Here is a 23,134-nt window from a genome sequence, read left to right as displayed (position 1 = left end):
CATGAATGTCAACTGCCAAACGATGGCCCGCACGGCCTCGGCCGTCGCAGTCCTGTGCGCAAGCACATCCCTTGCCATGGCGCAGGATCCGGTCGAGATCACGATTGGCCTGATCTTTTCGCCGACGACACCGATGGTGGAATGCGGCGCCGCGCCGCTCGAAGAGGACGAACGGCTGGCCGCAGCCGGGCTCGACGTCAATGTCGTGCATTCGGCCCAGCTCGGGTCCGAAAACGAAATGACACGCCAGGTCTCGACGGGCGAACTCGACATGAGCCTGGCGCCGTCCTCGATGCTGGCCATGTGGCTCGATGACCTTGCGGCGTTCGAAGGCTATTACCTCTATGACAGCGTCGAAGAGGTGTTCGACATCTACAAGACCGACACGGCCGTCGATCTGCTCGCCGAACTCGAACAGGTCGCCGACGTGCGCGTCATCGGCCTTCCGTGGCTTTACGGCACGCGCAATGTCTTCGGCAACGCCAGGATCACCGGACCGGATGATTTCGAGGGCGTGCGGATGCGCGTTCCCGACACCGCCGCTTCGATCGCTGGCGCCGAATCGCTGGGCGCCAACGCGGTGACGGTCGCCTATGCCGAGCTCTATCTCGGCCTGCAGCAGGGCATCGCCGATGTCGCCGAGGCACCTGCCGGCACGATGGCGGCGGAATCCTTCGACGAGGTCAGCCAGTACTACAACAAGACCGCGCACCTGATCACGGCGAGCCCGGTGTTCATCAACTCCGGACTGTGGAACTCGCTGACGCCGGAACAGCAGACCGCGCTCGATGAGGCCGTGGCCGACGGCGCCCGGCGGGTGCGGGCCTGCGTTGAGGAAGCCGACGAAGCGGCCTTTGCCGAGTGGCGGGAAACCGGCATGGTCGAGATCGTCGAGGATGTCGATCGCGAAGCGCTCGCGGCGAACACGCGCGCGTTCTATAGCGGAAAGTACCCCTGGAGCGATACTTACGAAAACCTGCTGCGCGACATGGGCAAGATCGAATGAGGACCGGCCGGGTCTCCGTCGCCAGTCGGGCGTGTTCCTAGAAACCGGCCAGCGGGGGCGGCGATGATCGAGAGACTGGCCAGCACGACACTGACAGCGATCCGGGTGGTCGCTGTCGGTCTTCTGGTGATGATCCTTTTCCTCCTGCTTGCCCAGGTCGGGCTGCGGTCGGTGTTCGACAGTTCGGTCTTCTGGTTCGACGAGTTGGCCCGGTACAGCTATGTCTGGGCCGTCTTTCTGGCGGCCATCCTCGCCTTCGCCGACGACAGTCATGTTCGCGTCGAGGTGATCAACCACGAGGCGATGCCGCGTCTGTCCCGCTGGCTCGATCTGCTCGGCTATCTCGCCGCCGCGACCGTCCTCGTGGTGATCGTTTGGCAGAGCTATCCCTGGCTGCTCAAGAACCTGCGACCGCGATCGTCCGCGCTGGGGCTGCCGATGATCTGGTTCTACGGGGTGGTGTGGGGCAGCTACGCAGCATTCGTCGTCGTTCTTCTGATCCAGTTCGTCCGCAGGCTGAAGGGCCCCGCCGACGTCGAGCGGCGAGACCTGATCTGATGCTCTCCTATCTGGTGCTCCTGCCGCTCGTCCTCATGCTGCTGCGCTTGCCGGTGGCGCTTGCGATGCTGGCACCCTCGCTCGTTTACATCGCCAGTGAACCGCGCCTGAATTTCGGCATCGTGATCCAGCGCACCGCGGGCCTGCTCGACAGCTTCCCCCTGCTTGCCGTGCCGATGTTCATCCTTGTCGGTTTCATCGCCAATGAGGCGCGCCTCGCCGATCGGCTGATCGCCGCGCTGCTGGCGGCGACCGGCCGCGTCCGTGGCTCCATCGCCTATGCCAACGTCAACGCAAGCCTGGTCTTTTCCTGGATGAGCGGCTCGGCGATCGCCGATGCGTCGGCACTCGGATCGGTCGTCATCCCGGCAATGCGAAGGAGCGGATACAGACCCGGTTTCGCGGCGGCCATCACGGCGGCATCGGCCACGATCGGCCCGGTGATGCCGCCCTCGATACCAGCAGTGCTCTATGCCGTGCTGACCAGCACCTCGGTGTTTTCGATGTTCCTGGCGGGGATCGTGCCGGCGCTGCTGATCTTTGCCGGACTGTCGGTCTACATCTTCTTCCACGTCCGCCGGGTCGACCTGCGCGAGACCAGCGACCTCAATCCCGATAGCCGCGTGAAGGCCATGGTGGCCGCCGCGCCGATCCTGGTGGCGCCGGTCATCCTGCTCGGCGGTATCCTGACCGGCACGTTCACGCCCACCGAAGCGTCGGCCGTCACCTCCCTTTACCTGCTGGTCATGGGCGTCGGCCTGCGCTGGCTGTCGCTCGCCGGAATCTGGCGTGCCCTTTCGGCCACGATTTCCACCCTGGGTCGGGTGATGTTCATCGCCGCCGTCGGCGCGCTCTACGGCTATGTGCTGGCGCGCGAGGGCGTGCCCTCGGACGTGGCGGCCATCCTCAAGACGATCACCGAGAACCCGTTCGTGTTCCTGTTGATGGTGAACCTGGCCCTCCTGCTCGTCGGCATGTTCCTCGAGCCGACATCGGCCTTGCTGGTGACGGTTCCGGTCCTGTTTCCGATAGCGCAGCAGTTCGGCGTCGATCCGGTCCATTTCGGTGCGATCGTGATCCTGAACCTGACGATCGGTCTGCTGACGCCGCCGGTCGGTCTGGTGCTTTACATATTGGGCATGGTCGGTGATGTACGCGTCTCGGACATCATAGGGAGCCTCTGGCCGATGCTGATCATCCTGCTGGGCGTTCTGGTCCTCATCACGATGGTTCCCGCCGTGCCTCTGATCTTCCTCTGACACCCGGTATGGCGCGGTGCAGAACATGACGGACAGCGAGACGGATTTCATCGTTGTCGGCGGCGGTATCGTCGGCCTTTCGACCGCCATGCAGCTCGGTCGCCGCTTCCCCGGGCGCAAGGTCGTGCTCGTCGACAAGGAACCAGAACTGGCCAAGCACCAGACGGGCCACAACAGCGGCGTCATTCATGCCGGCGTCTACTATGCGCCAGGCAGCCTCAAAGCCAGGTTCTGCCGCGCCGGGTCGGAGGCCACCTTCGCGTTCGCCCAACGCCATGGCATTGCGACGCGACGCCCCGGCAAGCTCATCGTCGCCACCTCGCGCGTCGAGTTGGAGCGCCTGACGGCCCTTGAGGATCGATGCCGGCGGAACGGCCTGTCGGTCAAGCGCATTGACGGGGCCGGGCTCTGCGAACTCGAGCCCAATGTCGCGGGGCTCGGCGCACTGCGCGTCGCCGAGTCCGGCATCGTGGACTATCGAGAGGTCGCGCAGGCCATGGCGCGCGACATCGAGGCGTCCGGTGGCCGGTTGATTACCGGTACCCGATTGACGGGCATTTTGGAGACGCCCGGTGAAATCGTCGCCGAAACGGACAAGGGCTCGATCCGTGCTTCCTGCCTGGTCGCCTGCGCGGGCCTTCAGGCCGACCGCATCGCCGGGATGGCCGGCCTCGACGCGGACTTCGCCATCGTCCCGTTTCGTGGCGAATACTTCCGCCTTGCGTCGCGGCACGACCGGATCGTCGACCATCTGATCTATCCGGTGCCCGATCCGGATCTACCGTTTCTGGGCGTGCATCTGACGCCGATGATCGGTGGCCATGTCACGATCGGGCCCAATGCGGTCCTGTCGCTGGCACGTGAAGGCTACGGCCCATGGGCGTTCAATGGATCGGACCTTGGCGACATGGTCCGATTTGCAGGGTTCTGGCGCACACTGGCCGGCAATTGGCGCGCCGGTATCTCGGAACTGGCCAGTTCATGGAGCCGGTCGCGCTACCTTGCGCTCTGCCGGAAATACGCGCCGTCGCTCGAACTGGACGACATGCTGCCCCACCCGCCGGGCATTCGCGCCCAGGCGGTCATGCACGACGGCACACTCGTCCATGACTTTCTTCTGCGGCAAACGCGTCGGAGCCTGCATGTGTGCAACGCGCCATCGCCGGCAGCGACGGCCGCGATCCCGATCGGCGAGCATATCGTCAAGAGCCTGCCCCCGGACCTGTTCTGAAGCCCGGTCACCATAGGCGACAAACCGGTCAGGGACCGCTCGAGCTATTGCGATTGCCGCAGCACTGGAAAAGCCTCGCCGAACCGGGCCGCTGCCGCCTTGCGCACGAACACCGGGCACTGACCCCAGGGGCAGGGCACGGTGACGGTCGAGCCGACTTCATGTTCGGCGCCGGTCCAGACGTGCAGCCAGGCTTCGCCTTCGGGCAGGACGACCGTCATTTCGGTCGCGCCCGGTTCGAGGACGGGCGCGACCAGAAGGTCGGGCCCGAGCATGTAGCGCGCGCCATCATCGCTGGCGGCATCGGCGAAATGGTAGAAGGTCGGTGCCATCACCGGATCGCCGGTCCGCGCGTAGCGGGCAAAGCAATCGGCCAGGTAGGGCCGCAGCGCCTCGCGCACGCGCAGCAGTTCGACGAGGACCGTCTCGACCCGCTCGCCGTAGGACCAGATTTCGTTGGCGCCGCCCGTGTCGGTGAAGATGTTGAATGTGTCCTGGCCGTAGCTGACCTTCTCGCCCCTGGCCGGCACCGGCACGCCATCGGGCACGCGGAAGCCGTGCAGGCGGCAGATCGGCGAAAACACGCCGAATTCGAACCAGCGCACGAGCAGTTCGCGGAACCCGTCCGCGCCGCCATGGCCGTCATAGAAGCCACCGATGTCGGTGGTCCACCAGCCCATGCCGGCCATGCCCGCATGCAGACCGGCCGGCACTTGCGCGCGGAACCAGTCCCAGTCCGACCAGACATCGCCGGACCAGAGAATGACGCCATGGCGCTGCGATCCCGCCCAGGCCGACCGGCACAGGAGCACGCCGTTGCGGCCCTCGGCGTCAAGCCCCTCGCGGTAGCGCGCCTCGTGCAAGTGCGGATAGGCGCACAGCATCTCGGCGCCATTGCCGAGCGCGGTGCGCACATTCTCCGGATGGGCCGGGCGCATCTCCGGTTCGCACGCATCGAGCCAGAAATGATCGATGCCGTTGTCGAGATAGTTGCGCTTGACCAGGTCCCAGTGGAAGTCGCGCGCTGTGGGATTGAACGCGTCGTAATAGGTGAAGAAGCCCGGCCCGAACGGATCCTTGTCCGGGAACGGGATCACCGCCGGCACGCCGCGCTCGGTGGTCAGCAGGTAGCCTTGCTCGGTCATGGTGCGGTAGTGATTGGAGGCCGCCGAAACGGTCGGCCAGATCGAGACCATGGTCTCGACCCCCATGGCGCGCAGTTCGTCCACCATGGCCTTCGGATCGGGCCAGTCGGTCGGATCGAATTGCCATTCGCCCTGGCGCGTCCAGTGGAAGAAGTCGATGACGATGCAGGCCAGGGGTAGGCCGCGCCGCTTGTATTCGCGCGCCACCTCGAGCAGTTCGTCCTGGTTGCGATAGCGCAGCTTGCACTGCCAGAAGCCGAGCGCCCAGTCGGGGATGTCCGGCGAATGGCCGGTGGCGTCGTGATAGGCGCGCACGATCCCGGCCGGGCTGTCACCGGCGACAACCCAGTAGTCGAGCCCGCTCGTCGCTTCGGCCGTCCAGCGGGTGATGTTGGTGGCGAATTCGGCCCGTCCGACGGCCGGGTTGTTCCACAGGAAGCCGTAGCCGCGCGAGGAGACGACAAAGGGGATGACCGTGTGGGTGTTCTGCTGCAGCAGCGTCGTCGAGGTGCCCTTGAGATCCATCCGGCCGTGCTGGGGCTGGCCGAGACCCCACAAATGCTCGCCGTCATGGGCCTTGAAATGGGCCTCGAGCTTCCACGAGCCGGAGGCGAGCGCCTTGAAGTTGCGCGTTCTGGGGCCGGCGAAGTGCGGGCGCGTCTCCGAAAGCAGTTCCTCGCCGGTGTCGGCGCGCCAAAAGCGCAGCACGATCTCCTTCTTCACGTCGGCGCCGTAGCGTTCGACGACCGTCAGCTCGGCGCGGAGGCGGCCATTGGTCAGGGCCGCGCGGTCCGGCGCGATGGCGACGCTCGCCTCGGTCGCGGCCGCAGGCTCGAGCAGCGCGCTGACATGGGGCTCGACAACCTCAAGGCCCGGCCTGGCGCGGACCCGCATCGCGTCCGGTCCCCACGGCTCGATGCGCAGCGTCTCGCCGCCGAAGCGGCCCATGATCGCACCGCCGTCCTGCCAGAACGGCGTACGGGCCGCCGCGCGGCCGGCGGTCTGCGCGCTCACGCGGGCAGCTCGACGATCACGCGGCCGGCTTCGACGCGGGCGGGGTAGGTGGCCAGATCGATGCAGGCCGGGGCGCCCTTGGCGGCACCGGTGCGGATGTCGAAGCGGCCATTGTGGCGCGGGCATTCGATGACGTAATCCATCACGAGCCCGTCCTCCAGATGCACCTGTTCATGGGTGCACAGGCCGTCGGTGCAGAACACCTCCTCGCCGAACATGCGATAGATGGCATAGGTCTTGCCGCCATGGTCGAACCGTATGAGGTCCTCTTCCTCGATGTCGTCCAGCGCGCACGCGTCGATTGCGGGCATCGTCGTCTCCACTGTGTCGGTCGGTTACTATTCGGCGGCAAGCGGCGGCGACTGGCGTGCCGCGCCTGCGCCTTCAGGCAGTTGCGGGCGGATGAAATGGTGCGGATCGCGCAGTTGCCGCAGCACGCAGGGAACGATCTCGCGCCAGGCGGCGTAGAGCGAGGGCGAGGGTGGCGGGCAATCGTGCTTGACCGCTTCGTGCAGGCGCGGCAGCGCGTGATAGGGCACCATGGGGTACATGTGGTGCTCCATGTGGTAGTTCATGTTCCAGTAGAGGAAACGCAGCACCGGGTTCATCAGGACGGTGCGCGCGTTCAGGCGATGATCCAGCACGTCTTCGGCCAGGCCGAGATGCTGCGGCAGGCCGAGAACGAGCAGCAGCCATGTGCCGTAAAGGCGCGGCAGGCCGATCAGCATGGCCGGCAGGATCGACCCCATCGCCAGGCAGGCGGCCAGCGTGGCCGCGTAGATCGCCATATGCGCCCGCGCGATCCAGTACGCTTTCGGCCGTTCGCTCTCGGGCACGAAGTCGGCCTCCTCCGGGGACAACCGGCCCATCGCGTTGCGGGCAAGCGCGGCGAAGCTCTGTGGCGCGCTGACAAGGCCGAACAGGTTGAGCCCGATGACGATCAGTTGCGGCGGCCGCATGCCGCTTATCTCCGGGTCGCGGCCGACGATGATCGTGTCGGTATGGTGGCGCGTGTGCGACCATCGCCAGACCACCGGATTGCGCATCATCATGAAGCTGGCGATCTGGTAGACCACATCGTTCATCCAGACGGTCTTGAAGGCGGTGCGATGGCCGCATTCGTGCCAGCGCGAATCGGCGGCCGAGCCGTACAGCACGCCATAGGCGAGGAAGAAGGGCACCGCCCACCACGAGCCCCAGAACGCCACGCCGCCGGCGGCCGTCAGCGCCAGCAGGGCGAACCACAGCGCGGTGTCGCGCAGGGCCGGGCCGTCGCTGCGGCGCATCAGGGCCTTCATCGTCTTGCGGTCGATCGGCGTGCGATACCACTCGGCGCCGGCCAGACCGTTGTCGATCGCCCTTTGCGCCTCCGGGCCGGTCAGGCTGTAATCGCGCTCGGTCGGAAACTTGATCAGGTCGAGAAGTGCCATTGTGATCTCACGTCGTGCGTTCGGCGAGCGCTTCGGCGAAACGTTCCCACTGGCCCGGCGCCATTGCCACGGTTTCGTCTTCGCCCGGAAAGGCGCCGGATGCGACATCGCGCCGGAATTCGGTGAAGGCGGCGATCCGCTCGCCGTGCAGGCGATCACATTCGGCCCGGAAGTCGCGGTAGCTGCGCGCGTGGCGCGGTATGCGCCTGGCCGTCTCGCCAAGGACGTCCGAGGCGAACAGGTATTGCGCGTCGCACCCGGCCCCCGAGCCCATCGAGATGACGATCAGCGGCGTCGACCGGCAGATCGCCTCGGCGACCGGCGGCGGCACCACCTCCATCTCGACGGCAAAGGCGCCCGCGCTTTCGTAGCGGCGCACGTCCTCGACGATTCCGATGGCTTCCTCGGCCGACTTGCCGACCGCACGCAGGCCCGTCCATCGGGCTTTCTGCGGCACCAGGCCGACATGTCCGACGATGGGGATGCCCTCGCGGGCCATCGCCTCGACGACGTCGAAGTGCATGGCGCAATAGATCGAATCGGCGCCGTCGGCGAGGGCGTCGAAGGCGGCGCGCTTGGCCTGGTCGGCATTGACATGGTCGCCATAGATGAGCCCGAAGCAGAAATGCGTGTGGGGCGCGGCGTCGCGCAGCGCCCGGCGCAGGCGGGCGCGCCCCGACACGATGATCTCGATGCCGGCCGCTTCGGCGGCCGCGGCATGCTCGGGCGAGGCGACATTGAGCTCGGTAAGCTGCCGCTTGCCTTTTGCGGCGACCAGGTCATGCACTTCCAGCTTCATTGCCCGGCGCCCTCCGGCATGGGCGGCATGTCGCTCTCGCGGATGATCAGCTTGCTGTCGATGAAGCTCTGCAGGGGAGCGCTCTCGCCGCCCAGCTTGGCAAGGATCATCCGGCCCATCCGCATGCCGAGCGCATCCAGGTCCTGGCTGAAGGTGGTCAGCGGCGGGTCGGTCAGTGCGGCCACCGGCATGTCGTCGCAGCCGATCACGGCGATATCCCGACCCGGCACCAGGCCAAGACGTCGCATGGCGTCCATGGCGGAGATGGCGATCATGTCGTTGCCGCAGAAGATCGCCGTCGGGGCGGCGCCGGTCGTGACCAGCTCGGTCAGCGCCTCGCCGCCGGTCCGGCGCGACAGGAAACACTCCATTTCCAGCGTCGGATCGTGCGGCAGGCCCGCTTCCTCGAGCCCCTGGCGATAGCCGGCGCGCGCATGGTGCGAATAGGTATAGCGGTAGGGCGTGGAAAGATAGGCGATGCGCCTGTGCCCGAGCCGGGCAAGGCGTCCGATGGCCGTACGGGCGATGATCGCATGATCGCGATCGATCCAGTCGTGATCGTTGCGGTTGGTCTGCCCGATGGTCACGAACGGAAAGCCGCGTGCCTGAAGGTAGTCGATCCGTTCGTCCCGGGGACGGGTCCGGCTGAAGATGAGGCCGTCGCACCGGTTGCGCTCGACCGCGCGGCGGATGATCTCGAGTTCCTTGTCATACTCGCGCGCCATGACGACCTGAAGATCGTAGCCCTGCGCCTGAAGCACCATCTCGACGCCGTCGAGCAGGCCGAGAAAGAAGGGGTCGACGAACTTCGTCCACGGCTTGGAGACCATGAACGTGACGGTCTCGGTCTGGCGCGAGCGTAGCGTCGCGGCGGCGAAACTGGCGCGGTAACCCAGAGCATCGGCGGCCTGCCGCACCTTGTCGCGGGTCTTGCGGCTGACATCGGCGTAGCCGTTCAAGGCCCTGCTCACGGTCGACACCGACATGCCGACATGGGCGGCAACGTCGCGGATCGAAGCCCGGCGCGGAACGGACTCGTTCATGCAGCGGCCTCCGCGATCACGTAGCCGTCCGCGGCGAGCCCGTCGCCCTCGAACGCGCCGGCAAGCACGCGGCTGCGGCCGTGCTGGGGGACGGCGCGGCTCTGCCCCGTGAAGTTGAAGCTGCAAAGGATGCGCGCGCCCTCGTGAACGCGCCAGAAGCTCAGGCCGGTCTCGTCCGCCTCGATGACCTCGAAGTCTCCCAGCCGCAGCGCCGGCGTCGCCTTGCGCAGGGCAATCAGGGACCGGCAATGCGAAAGGCTCGAACCGGGATCCTCGCTCTGCCGCGCAATGCTTTGCTCTGCATGATCCGGTTCGGCGGGCAACCACCCAGGCGCCTTCGAAAAGCCCAGCATCGGCGTATCGTCCCACGCCATCGGCGTGCGTGCGCCATCGCGGCCCCGGCCATGCGGCCAGAAGCGCACCGCCTCCGGATCGCGCAGCGCCTCGCGCGGAACATTGCCGTGCGCAAGGCCCAGTTCCTCGCCCTGATAGACGATGACCGTTCCGCGAAGGCTCAGCAGCAGCGCCTGCAACATGTTCACCCGGTTCCGGTTGCCGACCGCATTCCAGCGCGTGGCGACCCGCGCGACGTCATGGTTGGAAAAGGCCCATGTGGGCCAGCTTTGACCGGCGCCGGCCGTGGCGACGGTTCGGGCGATGTGCGTGCCGTCGAGGACCGGGCCGAGCAGTTCGAAACTGTAGGCGGTGTGAAGCCGGCCGGGCCCGGTGTACTCGGCCATGCGCTCGGCCTGGTTGTCGCAGCTGATCTCGGCCAGCAGCATGTGCTCGCCCGTGGCCGCCCGCATCCGCTCAAGAAACGCCAGGTTTTCGGGCCGCGAGCGGTCATGGACATGTTTCTGCATGTAATAGGGGTTGGCCGGCCGCTCGCCGCCATCTGCCGGCGGATTGTCGCGCAGAAGCGGATCGTGCATGTAGAAATTGGCGACGTCGAGCCGGAAGCCGTCCACGCCCTGATCGACCCAGAAGCGCATCGTGTCGAGAATCTCGTCCTGGACCTGCCGGTTGTGAAGGTTCAGGTCCGGCTGTTCGACCAGGAAGTTGTGCAGATAGTACTGCCGCCGGTTCGCGTTCCACTCCCAGGCGACACCGCCGAAGCGGGCCAGCCAGTTGTTGGGCAGGCTGCCGTCCGGTTTCGGGTCGGCCCAGACATACCAGTCCGCCTTCGGATTGTCGGCGTTTGATGCGCTTTCGACGAACCAGGGGTGCAGGTGGGAGGTGTGCGAATAGACCTGATCGATGATCACGCGCAGGCCGAGTTCATGGGCGCGCGCCGTAACGGCCCGGAAGTCGTCAAGCGTGCCGAACCGGGGATCGACGCTGCGATAGTCGGCCACGTCATAGCCCGAATCGTACATCGGCGAGGGGAAGAACGGCGTGATCCAGATGCCGTCGACACCCAGTGCCGCGACATAGTCGAGCCGGTCGCGCAGCCCGGGCAGGTCGCCCTCGCCATCGCCATTGGAATCGGCAAAGCTTCGCAGATATACCTCGTACAGGCACGCGCCGCGCCACCATCGGTCAGCCTGGGCGATCATGTTCGTCACACGCGTCTCCGTACTTGCTGGCCCAAAATCAAAATCGTTTTTGTCATTTCGTCAAGGTCAAACCGCCCTCGGCGCAAAAATCTGCGGATTTGCCCAAGAAAGTGGGTTGACGGATCGACGTCTTGTGCAAATCATGACGCTAGTCCAAAAACGTTTTTGGGCTGCGCCCGATCACACGGGCTGTGAGTCAGAGGGAGGAAATCCATGCGACGTTTCGCAAAGGTCCGGGCCGCCGGGATGCTGTGCGCGGCCGTGTCGGCGCTTGCCATGGCGGTCACGCCGACGGTGGCCCAGGATGGGGACAAATGGTGTTCGGGCCAGACCATCCGACTGTTCTCGGGTGGCCCGGCAGGCGGTGCCTTCAACTCGATCATCGACCGCGGCGCCATGCAGGCGGCCGAGGACACCGGAGCCGAAGTCCAGATCGTCTACTCGGACTGGGACTTCGACCGGATGGTTCAGCAGCTTAGGGAGGCGATCAGCCAGGCGCCCGACGGGATCGCGATGATGGGCCATCCGGGCGATGACGCGCTCATGTCGCTTGCCGAGCAGGCCGACGAAGCCGGAATACCCATGATGTACATGAATGTGGACGTTCCGGAGATCCGCGCCCGGTTCGGTTCCGGCTATGTCGGAGCGACGCTCTACAATCAGGGTCAGGCTCTGGGCGCCGAGACCCTGCGTCTTGCCGGCGACAGGATCGGCCCGGGCGACAAGGCGATCGTGATGAGCCGCTGGGAGAGCGAGAACCGGGCACAACGCGAGCTGGGCCTTGTCGACGCGCTCGAGGATGCCGGCATCGAGGTGATCAAGCTGCAGGAGGCCGAGGGCGCCTCCGCCGACCAGATGCTGCAATTGCCCACGCTGACATCGACGCTGCTGTCGAACCCGGAGGTCAAGCTGATCGGCTATCCGGGCGGCCCCTGGCTCTCGGCGGCGCCGGTCTTCATGGAAGCGGTCGGCAAGGCGCCCGACGAGATCATCGGCGTCGGCTTCGACCTCGGCCAGGGCGTCATGCGTGCCTTCGATGGCGGTTACGTGCTGGTCACCTCCGACCAGCAGCCATATCTGCAGGGCTACATGCCGGTTCTGTCGCTGTGCCAGCAGCTCGTCTACAAGCTCGGCCCGCTCAACGTCGACACCGGGGCCGGCTTCGTCACCGTGGACAACTACCAGGACGTTGCGCCGCTCGCCGAACAGGGCATCCGCTGACACCTCCCGGACGGGGCGGGCTTTCGGGCCCGCCCTTTCTCATCGCGTCGGAACACGAGGATTGCATCATGAGCGGACAGGACGCGCCGATCGTCGAACTGCGCAACATCGTCAAGCGGTTCGGCAATGTGGAAGCGTTGTCGGGCGTGTCGATGACGGTCCGCAAGGGCGAGGTTCTGGGGCTGCTTGGCGACAATGGCGCCGGCAAGTCGACGCTGGTCAAGACGCTGGCCGGCGTGCACGATCCAGACGAGGGCGAGATCATCGTCAAGGGGAACGCGCGCAAGCCGTGGACGCCGCTTGCCGCGCGCGATGCCGGCATCGAGACGGTGTTCCAGGATCGCGCGCTCGCCCCGCAGCACTCCATCGTCACCAACATCTTCATGGGCCGCGAGATCACCAACGCGGTCGGCCTGATCCGCGTGCAGCGGCAGATCGACGAAGCCAACCGCCTGATGCGCGAGATCGGCTTCACCTCCAAGGTCTTCAATCCCGAAAGCACGGTCGGCCATCTGTCCGGCGGCGAGCGCCAGGGCGTGGCCATCGCCCGGGCGCTCTACAACCAGGCCGACGTGATCGTGCTCGACGAGCCGACCACGGCGCTGTCGCTGACCGAAACGCAGAAGGTCTTCCGCTTCGTCGAAGCGGTCAAGGCGTCGGGGCGAACCGTCGTCTTCATCGGCCACAACATCTACCATGTCTGGGAGATCGCCGACCGCTTCTTCGTCATCGATCGCGGCCGTGAAGCCTTCGAGGGCGAGAAGACGGCGTTCACCGGCGCCGATCACCTCATCGAGATGATGCACCAGCTCGCCGAGACCGGCAAAGCCGACACGGATACGCTCGTGAACGCGGCGTAAGGAGACAGACAATGAGCGATGCAACGCCCGCCGCCGCAAAGCCCGTGGAGGCCATTGCAAGCGCCGTCGACAGGCGCAAGGAACAATCGCACTGGTTCCGCTTTTACCGGCGCAACGGCCGTGCGCTGAACGCCTTTCTGGCGCTGGTGCTCGTCTGGGCCGTCTTCGCCGTGAACAACCCGGTTCTGTTCCTCAATCCGGTCTATTACAACGCGTTCCTCTTTACCGTCCCGGCGACGATCTTCCTGACCACATCGCTGGTGTTCGTCATCGTGTCGGGGGAACTCGATCTGGCCTTTCCCTCGGTTGTCGGTGCGGCGGGCGGCGTATTCATGTATCTGGTCGTTCTCGAGGTGCCCGTCCTGGCGGCCTTTCTGGTCACGCTCGGGTTCGGCGCACTGATCGGGCTCGGCATCGGCGCTATCGTCGTCTACGGCAAGATCTCCTCGCTGGTGGCGACGCTGGGGCTGAACTTCTTCATTCTCGGGCTGGTCAACCTTCTGGCGCAAGGGCGCACCATTTCCGCGCCCGACGCCGTGGGCACGTTCGGCAACCGCTTGCTGGTCGGCAAATGGGAGCTGTTCGATACCGGCCTGCAGATCCCGAACCACTTCGTCTGGGCGCTGGCCTGGACGGTCTTCTGCTACGTGCTGTTCAAATATCACCGGTTCGGGGTGCGCGTGCAACTCGTTGGCGACAATTCCGAGAGCGCCCGGCAGATGGGCATCAATGTCGAACGCATCCGCGTCGGGGTCTTCATCTTTTCGGGAATTGCCGCGGCGATCACCGGCGCGGTCCTCGTGCAGATGGCCAACATGGTGTGGTTTCCGACATCGGGCAAAGCTTATCTGCTGATTGCCCTGGCGGCGCTGTTCGTCGGCGGCACGCCCACCTGGGGCGGTGTCGGCACGATCTTCGGTGCCTTCTTCGGCGCGCTTACGGTCACGCTCATTCCGTCCGGCGCTGTCGGCGCGGGCTTCGCCGGGTTCTGGACGGACTTCCTGTTCGGCCTCGTCATCATCCTGACCATGGTCGCGCACAGATTCTCCGGCGCAAGGGTCCGCTGATGCCGGTCGCCGTCATCACCGGGGCCGCCGGCGGGATCGGCACGGCGACGTCGCGCGTCATGGCCGAGGCCGGGTTCGACCTCGCGCTCATCGATCGCAGCGAGGCCCGGCCTCCGGGCGGCGCAGCCGGTCTCGGTCTCGCCTGCGACCTGGCCGATCCCGGTTCGGTCGAGACCGCCTTTTCGGCGATCGCCGACCGGTTCGGCGCTGTCGACGCGTTGATCAACGTCGCCGGCATCAACCACCGATCGCCGGTCGCCGAGATGGCCGTCGCCGACTGGGATCGCATGATGGACATCAATGTCGGCGGCATGTTCCTGACCGCCAAGTTCGGCCTGCCTCTGCTCGAGCGCGGAGCGGGCAAGGCGGTCGTCAACATGGCCTCGGTCTCGGGCCATGTCGCCACGGTCGACTACCCGGCCTATGTGACGACGAAGGCGGCCGTGGAGAGCTTCACCGTCGCGCTCGCCCAGGAGGCGGCGACACGGGGCATCAGGGTCAACGCCGTCGCGCCGGGCTGGGTCAATGCCGGCTTCACCGACAAGGCGCTCGCCGAGACCGACGATCCCGACGCGCTGCACGCGGCGGCCCGCGACGCCCACCTTCTCGGCCGCATGGCCGAACCGGAGGAAGTGGCGCGGGCGGTGCGTTGGCTTGCTTCCGACAAGGCCTCGTTCGTCACCGGCCAGACGCTGTTCGTCGATGGCGGTTTCATGCGGAAGCACTGAGATGACGCGCAACGGCACCATCGCGATCACCGGAGCGGCAGGCGGCATCGGCATTGCCACCGTTCGGTGCGTTCAGGCAGCCGGTCTGCGGGCCGCCGCGCTCGATCTGAACCCGGTCGCGGAAGCCGATCTCAGCCACGCGCTCGACCTGGCCGACGAGGAGGCCATCGCGCGCGCGTTCGAGGCGATCGGCCCGCTCGCCGGGCTTGTCTGCATCGCGGGAACAAACGCCCGAGGTCGTGTCGAGGACCTGCCGTGGGAGACCTGGCGGCACGTCATGGCTGTCAATGTGCGCGGCACCATGCTCGCGATGAAACATGCTTCGCCCCGCCTCGCCGATGGCGCATCAATTGTCCTGACCTCGTCGGTGTCCGCGCATATCGGCACCGATGGCTATGTCGCCTATCACACCTCGAAGGGCGCGGTTCTGGGACTGATGCGGGCGGCGAGCGGCGAGTTCGCCGAACGCGGCGTGCGCGTCAACGCGGTCAGCCCGGGCTGGGTCGACACGCCGTTCACCGACCGTGCTCTGGCCGAGTTGCCCGACGGCGAAGCGATCCGCGCGGCCGCCGGTGCGGCGCATCTGCTTGGCCGCATGGCGCAACCGGGGGAGATCGCCGAAGCGATCATGTTCCTGTTGTCGGACGAGGCAAGCTTCGTCACGGGAACGGAACTGATCGTCGACGGCGGCTTCCTGCGCAAGCGTTAGACAGACAAGTGACGGCACGCAAACAGGGCGTGATATCTTCGAGGTCCCAGGCTCGGAACGACATGGAAACCTTCGTCATCATCGGTGCGGGCGAATGCGGCGTGCGCGCCGCCCTGACGCTGCGCGAGGCCGGTTTCGCTGGACGGGTCTGCCTGTTCGGCGACGAACGGCACGCGCCCTACGAACGGCCGCCCCTGTCCAAGACGTTTCCGCCCGAGGTCAAGCCGATCGTCCCACCGGAAACGCTGACCGAAGCCGGCATCGAACTCATGCTTGGCGCGCGGGCGGTCGCCCTCGATCCGGTGGAAAGGGCCGTGCGGTTCGACGACGACAGCATGGCGCGGTACGACCGGTTGCTGCTGGCGACGGGCGCGACGGCGCGGACCCTGCCGGGTTTCGAAAGCGCCTTGACGCTGCGCACGCTCGACGATGCGCGCAGGATCGCCGATGCGATCGTGCCGGGTGCGCGCCTGGCCATCGTCGGCGGCGGCGTTCTGGGGATGGAACTGGCCGCCACGGCGCGAATCCGCGGCGCCGAGGTGACCGTGTACGAGGCCGGCGATGCGCTGATGGGCCGCGCGGTGCCCGAGCCGATCGCAGCGATACTGGAAGCGCGCCACATCGAGGCGGGGGTGCGGATCGTCAAGAACGCCGATGTGACCGGTGCATCATCGCACGAAATCCGCACCGGCGATGGCGCGTGCCAGACCTTTGACTTGGTCGTCTGCGCCGTCGGAGCCGTGCCGGCGACCGACCTCGCCGAAACGGCAGGGCTCGATATCGACAACGGCATTGCCGTCGACGCGCATTTCAGGACGTCCGCCCGGAACGTCTTCGCCGCCGGCGACTGCTGCGCCTTTGCGTGGCGTGGCGCGATCGTACGGCTCGAAAGCTGGCGGGCCGCGCAGGACCAGGGCGCGCACGCCGCGCGCGCCATGCTCGGCGATCTGACCCCTTATGGCACGGTTCCCTGGTTCTGGTCCGATCAGTACGAACTCACGCTTCAGGTGGCTGGCCTTTACCGAGCGGGCTGGCCCTACACGCGCCGTGCCGCCGGGGCGAACGGTTTGCTGCTGTTCCAGCACGATGAGCACGGAGCGCCGATATCGGTCAGCGGCGTCGGCGAAGGCAATTCGGTCGCGCGGGATGTCAAGCTGGGCGAACGTCTGATCGAGCGCGACATCAGGGTCGATCCCGCGCAATTGGCCGATCCGGCGGTCGGCCTGAAGACGCTGCTGCGCCGATGAGACGTTCTCGCCGCAGCAGCGATGCGTCCCTATGCGCCGTTCAGAGCGGTTCGGTCCAGACGAATGCCGGCGGCTCGGCATATTGCGCGAAGTCCTTCGCGAGCGCCTTCATCGTGTCGCTGACCAGATCGCGGTCGAACGCGTCGGGATCGGAGACGTCGAGGATCTCGACATAGTCGTGCGGGGACGGCTTGTCGCCAATGGTGGATGCGCAGCGGTGCACCGTGAACGAGGCCACGCTGTCGAAGGCATTGACCTGGGGAATGTCGACCGTGCGCGCCCATTCCTCATAGGTTTTCGGGTCGGTTTCCGGCTTGAGCGAGAAGAATACGAGCATGCGCCGCATGGTGGCCTCCGTTCGTTGTGGGGACGTCGGTTCGGTCTGGATGGGCTCTCACTCGGCCAGCGCGCCGGTGACCTGCGAGCAGATCCAAAGGACCGTCGCCGGTTCGTCGCCGGTCGACACCAGCGCATGACCCATCATGCTGTCGAAATAGCAACTGTCGCCGGGACCCAGGCGCGCCGGGGCATAGTGCTCGGTGTGCAGCGTCACCTCGCCGGACAGCACGTAGAAGAACTCCTCGCCGGCGTGGCTGATCATGGCGCTGAACGACTGGGTCGAATTCGCCTTGATCTCGCTGAGCAGCGGGACGAACTTCTTGTTCGCAAGGTCCGTACACAGCATCTCGTAATCATAGTGGCCGGTGCTGTGCTTGATGCCTTCGCCGCGCCGCGTGATCGCCCGTCGGCCGCTGATCGCCGGCACGGACTTGCCCTCGAACAATTCCCCGACATCGACGCCGAGGCCGGATGCAAGGCTGACGATCGAATCGTAGGTCGGCGACATCTGGCCATTTTCGATCTTCGACAGGGTCGATGGCGCCAGCGCGCTGCGCTTGGCAAGCTGGTTCAACGTCAGCCCCGCAGCCAGACGCAATTGGCGCACCGTCGTCGAAAGCGTAAGCGAGCGATTGACCGGCACTGTGTCTCCATTGTGTTGATCGACGAGGTCCCGCAGCGGGTGTCCCCTGTCGCTGGTGTGTTCGATCGAACGTGCCCGGCTTTGCTCTTTCATGGAAGTCGAATCCTGTCTCGGTCCAGGGGCGCCGGTGTCTCGATGTCGTTGTCAGCGTGCCAGAAGCGCGTCGAGTCTGGCGCGTTCTTCCGCGCCGATGTGGATGCCTTCCCGCTCGGCACGTCGCCGGTTGCGGTAGCGCCGATCTCCGGGAAGCCGCTGCACGCCTGCGGACCGCATATCCTTGATCAATGTCTCGACCCGCTCGCCGAACCGCCGCCCGCCCGCATGCTGCGGGTCTATCAGGAGCACGAACTGGCCGGTGTGCGGCGTCTGCGCGCCGTCATGGCCGGACCAGTCGAATTCGTGCGAGAAATGCCCGCCGGTCAGGCCGGCCGCGAGCAATTCGACCATCATCGACAGCGCCGAGCCCTTGTGTCCGCCGAACGTCAGCAAGGCGCCGCCGTCGAGCACGGCGTCGGGGTCCGTGGTCGGCACACCGCTGGCGTCGACCGCAACGCCCTCGGGCAACCGCTCCCCGGTCCTTGCGGCGATCTGCACGTCGCCGTTGGGGATCGCACTGGTCGCCATGTCGAAGACCAGTGGATCATCGCCGGATCGCGGCACGGCGAACGCGACCGGGTTCGTGCCGAACAGCGCGCTGCCGCCGCCGTGCGGCACGGTGCAGCGAAAGCTGTTGACAACGCTCAACGCGATCAGCCCGGCACGAGCGAAGGGTTCGACATCCGGCCACAGCGCGCTGAGATGGTGCGAGCCGCGGATGGCGATGGCGGCGAGGCCGGTGCGGCGCGCCTTTTCGACGGAGAGTTCGCGGGCCGCCTCGAGCGCGGGCTGCGCAAATCCGTTTCGCGCATCGACACGACAATATGCCGGAGCCGCGTCCTCGATGGCTGGGACCGCGTGGCCGTCGACCCATCGGCAGCCGAGCGAGGACGCATAGCCGGCCATGCGGAAGACGCCGTGGCTCGTGCATCCGTCGCGTTCGCACATCGCGCAGTTGCGCGCGATGATGGCGGCCACATGACGGCTTGCGCCGTGGCTGACGAGGATCGCCGTCAGCCGTTCGACCAACGCGTCGAACGCGATCCGGTCGCCGGTCCATGCAAGGGTGTCCGCTTGCTGCATCTCGATCCCGTCTTCGGTGGGCCTTGGTCGTCGCTTTCTTATGGATCGACATAAATTCCTATAAGAAACAATTGTCAAGCCAGGAGAGGGCGAATGCCCGGCGTTGCGCACAAACCCGAAGCGCCGATTGGGCGAAAAAATCATTCATATACAACGCACTGGAAGAGAAGCCCCCTGTGCAGTTCCCGGTAATCGTGCATTTTTCCGCCAACCGGGCGGCGTCCAAGGATTGACAGGCCGCCACTGTCATGCACTATAAGAAAATAAATTTCCTCTCGGCCAGTCTGGCAACGACGCCGAGAAGGAGGATCGGGCGGCTGCGCGCCATGGCGCGGTCACCGCTGAGGCATCGATTGAAGGAGGAGAATCCCATGAGATCGCTTGAAATGAGCCGGCACCCGTTTGTCGGTGGGTTGCTGGCTGCCTGCATGCTCGCCGGTTCGGTTCCGGCGGCACTCGCCCAGAACGATGCCCTCATGATCAATGCGGCGGTTGCGCCCAGCACGCTCGACCCGGCATGGGCGTGCGGCATCGAGGAGATCGCCTACATCCAGAACTTCTACGTTCGGCCGTTCCGGTATGCCGTCACGGACGGGCGTCACGGCGTCAAAGAAATCGACTACGGCACCGTCGAGCCCTACCTGGTCGACAGCTATGAGGTGAGCGAGGACGGGCTGGTCTACACGCTCGCGCTGAAGGAAGGCTTTGCGTTCGAAAGCGGTGCGCCGGTCGATGCGGCCGCCTTCAAGTACTCTTTCGAGCGGGTCCTGACGATGGGCGGCTGCGGCGCCTATTTCATCACTGACGGCTTCCTCGACCCGGTCATTATCGAGTCGATCGAGACGCCGGACGACTACACGGTCGTCATCACGCTGAACAAACCTAATGCCAGCATGCCGATCGTCTGGGCGACCCCGGCCAGTTCGATCGTCGATCCGGCCGTCGTCGAGGCCAATGGCGGGGTCGCGGCCGGCCAGCCAAATGAGTTCATGTCCTCCAACGTGACCGCCTCGGGCCCGTTCAAGCTGGAAGCCTATACGCCCAACCAGAGCGCCGATCTGGTGGCGAACGAGGCCTATGGCGGGAAGGCGCCGGCCTCGGACCGGATCCGCGTCAACTGGATCAGCGCGGCGCCGACGTTGCTGCTTCAGGCCCGCACGGCGCAGGCCGACATCACGATGGGCCTTTCCAAGCGCGCCGCGCGCACGCTCGAGGACAGCGAAGGCATCCGCGTCCTGCCGTTCAGCGCGCCTTTCGCACAGCAGATGATCCTGCCCAATTCCAAGGAGCCCTGGACCAACGTCAAGGTCCGCGAAGCGGTCCATCACGCCGTGCCCTATCAGGACATTCTCGACCGCGTGGCGTTCGGCTATGGCACCCTTTACTACGGGCCGATCATGCCGAGCCTGCCCGGCTTCAACCCCGAGATCAGCCAGCCCGTGCCGTTCGACCTGGAGCGTGCCAAGGCGCTGATGGAGGAAAGCGGCCTCGAGCTTCCCGTCGATGTCGAGGTGATGATCCGGGAGGGCGACCCGACCCAGCAGCAGCTCGCGACCATCCTGCAGAGCACCTGGCGCGAGATCGGCATCAACCTGTCGATCAAGGTCGCACCCGCGGCCGAATTCCAGGAGCTGTCGCAGGGCCACAAGGTGCAGTCGCTGATGCGGCTCAACGGCCCCGGCGTGTTCGAGGTCGGTTATCTGTGGGGCTATGACGTTCTGTGCGACGTCGTGCACAATCTGACCGAGGTGTGCATTCCCGAGGTCGACGAACTGACGGCCGAATTGCGACGCACCACCGATCCCGAGGAGCGCCAGCGCATCATGGACGAGGCGGTCAAGCTGTGGCGCGCGGCCTATCCGAAGATCCTGTTCTTCGAGGACCAGCCCGTGATCGTGCTCAGCGATGCCGTGATCTCCTACACCTACGGACCCATCCCCGAGTTCCGCGACTGGGCCGCCGACTGAGGCCCGAGGTCGGCGCGGGCGGCTTCCTCCCTGCCGTCCGCGCCTTCCCGTCCTCCGGGCGTCATCGCGCGCGCCCGGCAAGGCTCGAACAAGACCAAGCGAAAGGCAGACCATGGCAACCCGCATCGGGGTCGATATTGGCGGCACCTTCACCGATCTTGTCTATTTCGATGAAGCGCAGGGTCGGTCCTTCGTCGGAAAGGTGCCCACCGTGCCCGACGCGCCCGAAGAGGGCGTCATCGATGCGATCACGCGACATGTCCCCCGGTCGGTGATCGGCGATGCGCGTTTTTTCCTGCACGGGACAACGGTGGGGCTCAATGCGCTGCTGGAACGGCGCGGCGCCAAGATCGGCCTGATCGCGACCGAGGGCTTTCGCGATGTCCTGGAGATCCGGCGCGGCGATCGTGCCGAGATGTACAATCTGTTCTGGCGCCAGACACGGCCGCTCGTGCCGCGCCGGCTGCGCCTCGAGGTGGGCGGCCGGATCATGGCCGATGGCAGCGAGCGGACGCCTGTCGATCCCCGGTCCGTCGAGGCCGCCGCACGGACGTTCATGGAAGAGGGCGTCGACAGCGTGGCGGTCAGTCTGATCAACGCCTACGCCAATCCGGCTCATGAACTGGAAGTCGAGCGGCTGATGCGCGAGGCCGGCTTTAAGGGCGGCATCTCGCTGTCGCACCGCATCTCGCGCGAATATCGCGAATATGAGCGCACCAGCACCACGGCCATCGATGCGTTCGTCCGGGCGCGCATGTCGAGCTATCTGCGCCGTCTCGAAGGACGGCTGCAGGCGCTCGGTTTTGCGGGGACGTGCCTGATCACCCGGTCGGGCAGCGGCTCGATGAGTTTTGCCGAAGCCGAGGACCGACCCTTCGAGACGATCATGTCCGGCCCGGTCGGCGGAGCCCAGGGCGCCGGCGAAATCGCCAAGGCGCTCGATATCGACACGCTGATCACGGCCGATGTGGGCGGCACGAGCTTCGACACCGCGCTGATCCTGAACGGCCAGCCGCAGGTGCTCTATGAAGGCATGATCGACAACATGCCGATACAGACGTCCTGGGTCGATGTCCGGTCCATCGGCTCCGGCGGCGGCTCGATCGCCCATGTCGATGTCGGCAAGCTGATGCGTGTCGGTCCGAAAAGCGCCGGTGCAAGCCCGGGGCCGGCCGCCTATGGCAAGGGCGGCGTCGTGCCGACCACGACCGATGCGGCGGCATATCTGGGCATGCTCGGGCCCGGCGATCTCGCTTCGGGGATCCATCTCGATCTGGGCAAGGCGGAAGCGGCGATCGCCCCCGTCGCCGAGGCGATCGGCAAGGACATCGAGCACACCGCGTCGGGCATCATGCGCATATCGAGCGCGGCCATGGCGAACGCCATCCGCGAGATCTCGGTCGATCAGGGCCTCGACCCGCGCGGCATGACCCTGCTGCCCTTTGGCGGGGCGGGGCCGCTCATGGCGTGCCTTCTGGCCGACGAACTGGCCATGCGCCGCATCGTCGTGCCGCCGTTCGCGGGCAATTTCTCCGCCTGGGGCCTGCTGGGCGCGGACATGGTGCAATCGGCCGCGCTGACACGCATCATGGATTTCGTGCCGGCCAGCGTGCCGGCGATCGACGCGGTCGTCGGCGAACTGTTCGAAACGATCGAGGCCCGCAATACCGCTCACGCGACGGACGCGATACGCACGGTCAACCTCGATCTGCGCTACAAGGGGCAGGAGCACTGGCTCACCGTCGAGGTGGAACTCGATGGAATGGCGATCGCCGAACCGATCGAAGCCATTCGTGCCCGGTTCGTCGACGAGTATACCCAGACCTTCGGCAAGACCATGAACGAGAGCGTCGAACTGGTCTCGGTGCGCGCAAGCACGACCCTGCCTTTGCCCCGCCGTGACATCGGCGAGCGTCCACAACCGGTCGCGAGCACACCCCGCGAACCGCTCGAGGCCCACTCGTTCTCCCTCAAGCGGCGCGTACCGTTCCGGATCGTCGAACGCGAGGCCATTGCCGAGCCGGTGGCGGGTCCGGCGATTGTCATCGAGGCGACGACGACGACCTATCTGGACGCCGGATGGACGGCGCGCATCGGCGCCATCGGCGAGATGATTCTCGAAAGGGATTGAGC

Annotated in this window: 21 protein-coding genes; 12 read left to right on the top strand and 9 right to left on the bottom strand. The window is 66.1% G+C overall.

Features of this window, described 5'->3' with window-relative positions; all coding sequences use genetic code 11:
- Position 1 precedes the first annotated feature (1 nt).
- The 4 genes from dctP to lhgO all read left to right on the top strand — a co-directional run bounded on the left by dctP (position 2) and on the right by lhgO (position 4,054).
- Positions 2–1,006: a TRAP transporter substrate-binding protein DctP gene (dctP, locus tag RBB34_RS07300; protein WP_306118533.1), complete on the top strand. Its 1,005-nt coding sequence runs from the start codon at positions 2–4 to the stop codon at positions 1,004–1,006.
- A gap of 63 nt (positions 1,007–1,069) precedes the next feature.
- A complete protein-coding gene (locus RBB34_RS07295; protein ID WP_306118532.1) occupies positions 1,070–1,564 on the top strand; it encodes a TRAP transporter small permease in 495 nt (164 codons plus the stop codon).
- Positions 1,564–2,823 carry a TRAP transporter large permease gene (locus RBB34_RS07290; protein ID WP_306118531.1) on the top strand — a complete coding sequence of 420 codons (1,260 nt, stop codon included), beginning with the start codon at positions 1,564–1,566 and terminating at the stop codon, positions 2,821–2,823. The genes RBB34_RS07295 and RBB34_RS07290 overlap by 1 nt, the downstream gene beginning before the upstream one ends.
- 25 nt (positions 2,824–2,848) lie before the next feature.
- Positions 2,849–4,054 (top strand): L-2-hydroxyglutarate oxidase, encoded by a 1,206-nt coding sequence (lhgO, locus tag RBB34_RS07285; protein WP_306118530.1) that lies wholly within the window; start codon positions 2,849–2,851, stop codon positions 4,052–4,054.
- A gap of 44 nt (positions 4,055–4,098) precedes the next feature.
- Here lhgO and RBB34_RS07280 read toward each other — a convergent pair whose 3' ends face one another.
- The 6 genes from RBB34_RS07280 to RBB34_RS07255 are packed head-to-tail and all read right to left on the bottom strand — an operon-like array spanning position 4,099 to position 11,041.
- Positions 4,099–6,213 (bottom strand): TIM-barrel domain-containing protein, encoded by a 2,115-nt coding sequence (locus RBB34_RS07280; protein WP_306118529.1) that lies wholly within the window; start codon positions 6,211–6,213, stop codon positions 4,099–4,101.
- The gene (locus tag RBB34_RS07275; protein WP_306118528.1) at positions 6,210–6,524 is read right to left on the bottom strand and encodes a MocE family 2Fe-2S type ferredoxin; all 315 of its coding nucleotides are present in this window, start codon (positions 6,522–6,524) and stop codon (positions 6,210–6,212) included. The genes RBB34_RS07280 and RBB34_RS07275 overlap by 4 nt, the downstream gene beginning before the upstream one ends.
- Before the next feature lie 27 nt (positions 6,525–6,551).
- The gene (locus RBB34_RS07270) at positions 6,552–7,643 is read right to left on the bottom strand and encodes a fatty acid desaturase family protein (protein WP_306118527.1); all 1,092 of its coding nucleotides are present in this window, start codon (positions 7,641–7,643) and stop codon (positions 6,552–6,554) included.
- 7 nt (positions 7,644–7,650) lie between these two features.
- Positions 7,651–8,442, bottom strand: coding sequence for a 3-methyl-2-oxobutanoate hydroxymethyltransferase (locus RBB34_RS07265; RefSeq protein ID WP_306118526.1), 792 nt, complete (start codon positions 8,440–8,442; stop codon positions 7,651–7,653).
- Complete coding sequence (locus RBB34_RS07260; protein WP_306118525.1) at positions 8,439–9,485, bottom strand: substrate-binding domain-containing protein; 1,047 nt, start codon at positions 9,483–9,485, stop codon at positions 8,439–8,441. The genes RBB34_RS07265 and RBB34_RS07260 overlap by 4 nt, the downstream gene beginning before the upstream one ends.
- Positions 9,482–11,041, bottom strand: coding sequence for an alpha-amylase family glycosyl hydrolase (locus RBB34_RS07255; protein ID WP_306118557.1), 1,560 nt, complete (start codon positions 11,039–11,041; stop codon positions 9,482–9,484). Before RBB34_RS07255 ends, RBB34_RS07260 begins: the two co-directional genes overlap by 4 nt.
- A gap of 213 nt (positions 11,042–11,254) precedes the next feature.
- Here RBB34_RS07255 and RBB34_RS07250 point away from each other — a divergent pair, with 213 nt between their 5' ends.
- From RBB34_RS07250 to RBB34_RS07225, 6 genes are all read left to right on the top strand, one after another.
- A complete protein-coding gene (locus RBB34_RS07250) occupies positions 11,255–12,262 on the top strand; it encodes a substrate-binding domain-containing protein (RefSeq protein WP_306118524.1) in 1,008 nt (335 codons plus the stop codon).
- Between the two features lie 68 nt (positions 12,263–12,330).
- The gene (locus tag RBB34_RS07245; RefSeq protein WP_306118523.1) at positions 12,331–13,122 is read left to right on the top strand and encodes an ATP-binding cassette domain-containing protein; all 792 of its coding nucleotides are present in this window, start codon (positions 12,331–12,333) and stop codon (positions 13,120–13,122) included.
- 11 nt (positions 13,123–13,133) lie between these two features.
- The gene (locus RBB34_RS07240; protein WP_306118522.1) at positions 13,134–14,189 is read left to right on the top strand and encodes an ABC transporter permease; all 1,056 of its coding nucleotides are present in this window, start codon (positions 13,134–13,136) and stop codon (positions 14,187–14,189) included.
- Positions 14,189–14,917 carry an SDR family oxidoreductase gene (locus tag RBB34_RS07235; protein ID WP_306118521.1) on the top strand — a complete coding sequence of 243 codons (729 nt, stop codon included), beginning with the start codon at positions 14,189–14,191 and terminating at the stop codon, positions 14,915–14,917. The genes RBB34_RS07240 and RBB34_RS07235 overlap by 1 nt, the downstream gene beginning before the upstream one ends.
- Position 14,918: 1 nt before the next feature.
- Positions 14,919–15,626 (top strand): SDR family oxidoreductase, encoded by a 708-nt coding sequence (locus tag RBB34_RS07230; protein ID WP_306118520.1) that lies wholly within the window; start codon positions 14,919–14,921, stop codon positions 15,624–15,626.
- Between the two features lie 62 nt (positions 15,627–15,688).
- Positions 15,689–16,873: an FAD-dependent oxidoreductase gene (locus tag RBB34_RS07225; protein ID WP_306118519.1), complete on the top strand. Its 1,185-nt coding sequence runs from the start codon at positions 15,689–15,691 to the stop codon at positions 16,871–16,873.
- Between the two features lie 40 nt (positions 16,874–16,913).
- On the opposite strand, the gene RBB34_RS07220 is transcribed toward RBB34_RS07225, so the two are convergent.
- From RBB34_RS07220 to RBB34_RS07210, 3 genes are all read right to left on the bottom strand, one after another.
- Positions 16,914–17,219, bottom strand: a complete 306-nt coding sequence (locus RBB34_RS07220) for a hypothetical protein (protein ID WP_306118518.1) — start codon at positions 17,217–17,219, stop codon at positions 16,914–16,916.
- 48 nt (positions 17,220–17,267) lie between these two features.
- Entirely contained in the window at positions 17,268–17,855 is a 588-nt protein-coding gene (locus RBB34_RS07215) for an XRE family transcriptional regulator (RefSeq protein ID WP_306118517.1), read from the bottom strand.
- Positions 17,856–17,999: 144 nt separating this feature from the next.
- The gene (locus RBB34_RS07210; RefSeq protein WP_306118516.1) at positions 18,000–19,178 is read right to left on the bottom strand and encodes an Ldh family oxidoreductase; all 1,179 of its coding nucleotides are present in this window, start codon (positions 19,176–19,178) and stop codon (positions 18,000–18,002) included.
- A 227-nt stretch (positions 19,179–19,405) separates the two neighbouring features.
- Between RBB34_RS07210 and RBB34_RS07205 the strand changes: the two genes are divergently transcribed.
- Together RBB34_RS07205 and RBB34_RS07200 are read left to right on the top strand one after the other, a co-directional pair.
- Entirely contained in the window at positions 19,406–21,001 is a 1,596-nt protein-coding gene (locus tag RBB34_RS07205; protein WP_306118515.1) for an ABC transporter substrate-binding protein, read from the top strand.
- A 112-nt stretch (positions 21,002–21,113) separates the two neighbouring features.
- The gene (locus tag RBB34_RS07200; protein WP_306118514.1) at positions 21,114–23,132 is read left to right on the top strand and encodes a hydantoinase/oxoprolinase family protein; all 2,019 of its coding nucleotides are present in this window, start codon (positions 21,114–21,116) and stop codon (positions 23,130–23,132) included.
- The last annotated feature ends 2 nt before the right edge of the window (positions 23,133–23,134 follow it).

Origin of the sequence: Roseitalea sp. MMSF_3546 (genome assembly GCF_030732865.1) — a bacterium.
Classification (GTDB): Bacteria; Pseudomonadota; Alphaproteobacteria; order Rhizobiales; family Rhizobiaceae; genus Roseitalea.
This window is presented reverse-complemented; position numbering and strand designations above follow the sequence as displayed.

Bases quoted from the DNA above. Each gene is read 5' to 3' on its own strand.
- RBB34_RS07250 (WP_306118524.1), top strand. From the start codon at position 11,255: ATGCGACGTTTCGCAAAGGTCCGGGCCGCCGGGATGCTGTGCGCGGCC.
- RBB34_RS07225 (WP_306118519.1), top strand. From the start codon at position 15,689: ATGGAAACCTTCGTCATCATCGGTGCGGGCGAATGCGGCGTGCGCGCC.
- RBB34_RS07275 (WP_306118528.1), bottom strand. From the start codon at position 6,524: ATGCCCGCAATCGACGCGTGCGCGCTGGACGACATCGAGGAAGAGGAC.
- RBB34_RS07245 (WP_306118523.1), top strand. From the start codon at position 12,331: ATGAGCGGACAGGACGCGCCGATCGTCGAACTGCGCAACATCGTCAAG.
- RBB34_RS07205 (WP_306118515.1), top strand. From the start codon at position 19,406: ATGAGATCGCTTGAAATGAGCCGGCACCCGTTTGTCGGTGGGTTGCTG.
- RBB34_RS07220 (WP_306118518.1), bottom strand. From the start codon at position 17,219: ATGCGGCGCATGCTCGTATTCTTCTCGCTCAAGCCGGAAACCGACCCG.
- lhgO (WP_306118530.1), top strand. From the start codon at position 2,849: ATGACGGACAGCGAGACGGATTTCATCGTTGTCGGCGGCGGTATCGTC.
- RBB34_RS07270 (WP_306118527.1), bottom strand. From the start codon at position 7,643: ATGGCACTTCTCGACCTGATCAAGTTTCCGACCGAGCGCGATTACAGC.
- RBB34_RS07260 (WP_306118525.1), bottom strand. From the start codon at position 9,485: ATGAACGAGTCCGTTCCGCGCCGGGCTTCGATCCGCGACGTTGCCGCC.
- RBB34_RS07240 (WP_306118522.1), top strand. From the start codon at position 13,134: ATGAGCGATGCAACGCCCGCCGCCGCAAAGCCCGTGGAGGCCATTGCA.
- RBB34_RS07200 (WP_306118514.1), top strand. From the start codon at position 21,114: ATGGCAACCCGCATCGGGGTCGATATTGGCGGCACCTTCACCGATCTT.
- RBB34_RS07230 (WP_306118520.1), top strand. From the start codon at position 14,919: ATGACGCGCAACGGCACCATCGCGATCACCGGAGCGGCAGGCGGCATC.
- RBB34_RS07295 (WP_306118532.1), top strand. From the start codon at position 1,070: ATGATCGAGAGACTGGCCAGCACGACACTGACAGCGATCCGGGTGGTC.
- RBB34_RS07290 (WP_306118531.1), top strand. From the start codon at position 1,564: ATGCTCTCCTATCTGGTGCTCCTGCCGCTCGTCCTCATGCTGCTGCGC.
- RBB34_RS07255 (WP_306118557.1), bottom strand. From the start codon at position 11,041: ATGATCGCCCAGGCTGACCGATGGTGGCGCGGCGCGTGCCTGTACGAG.
- dctP (WP_306118533.1), top strand. From the start codon at position 2: ATGAATGTCAACTGCCAAACGATGGCCCGCACGGCCTCGGCCGTCGCA.
- RBB34_RS07265 (WP_306118526.1), bottom strand. From the start codon at position 8,442: ATGAAGCTGGAAGTGCATGACCTGGTCGCCGCAAAAGGCAAGCGGCAG.
- RBB34_RS07210 (WP_306118516.1), bottom strand. From the start codon at position 19,178: ATGATTTTTTCGCCCAATCGGCGCTTCGGGTTTGTGCGCAACGCCGGG.
- RBB34_RS07235 (WP_306118521.1), top strand. From the start codon at position 14,189: ATGCCGGTCGCCGTCATCACCGGGGCCGCCGGCGGGATCGGCACGGCG.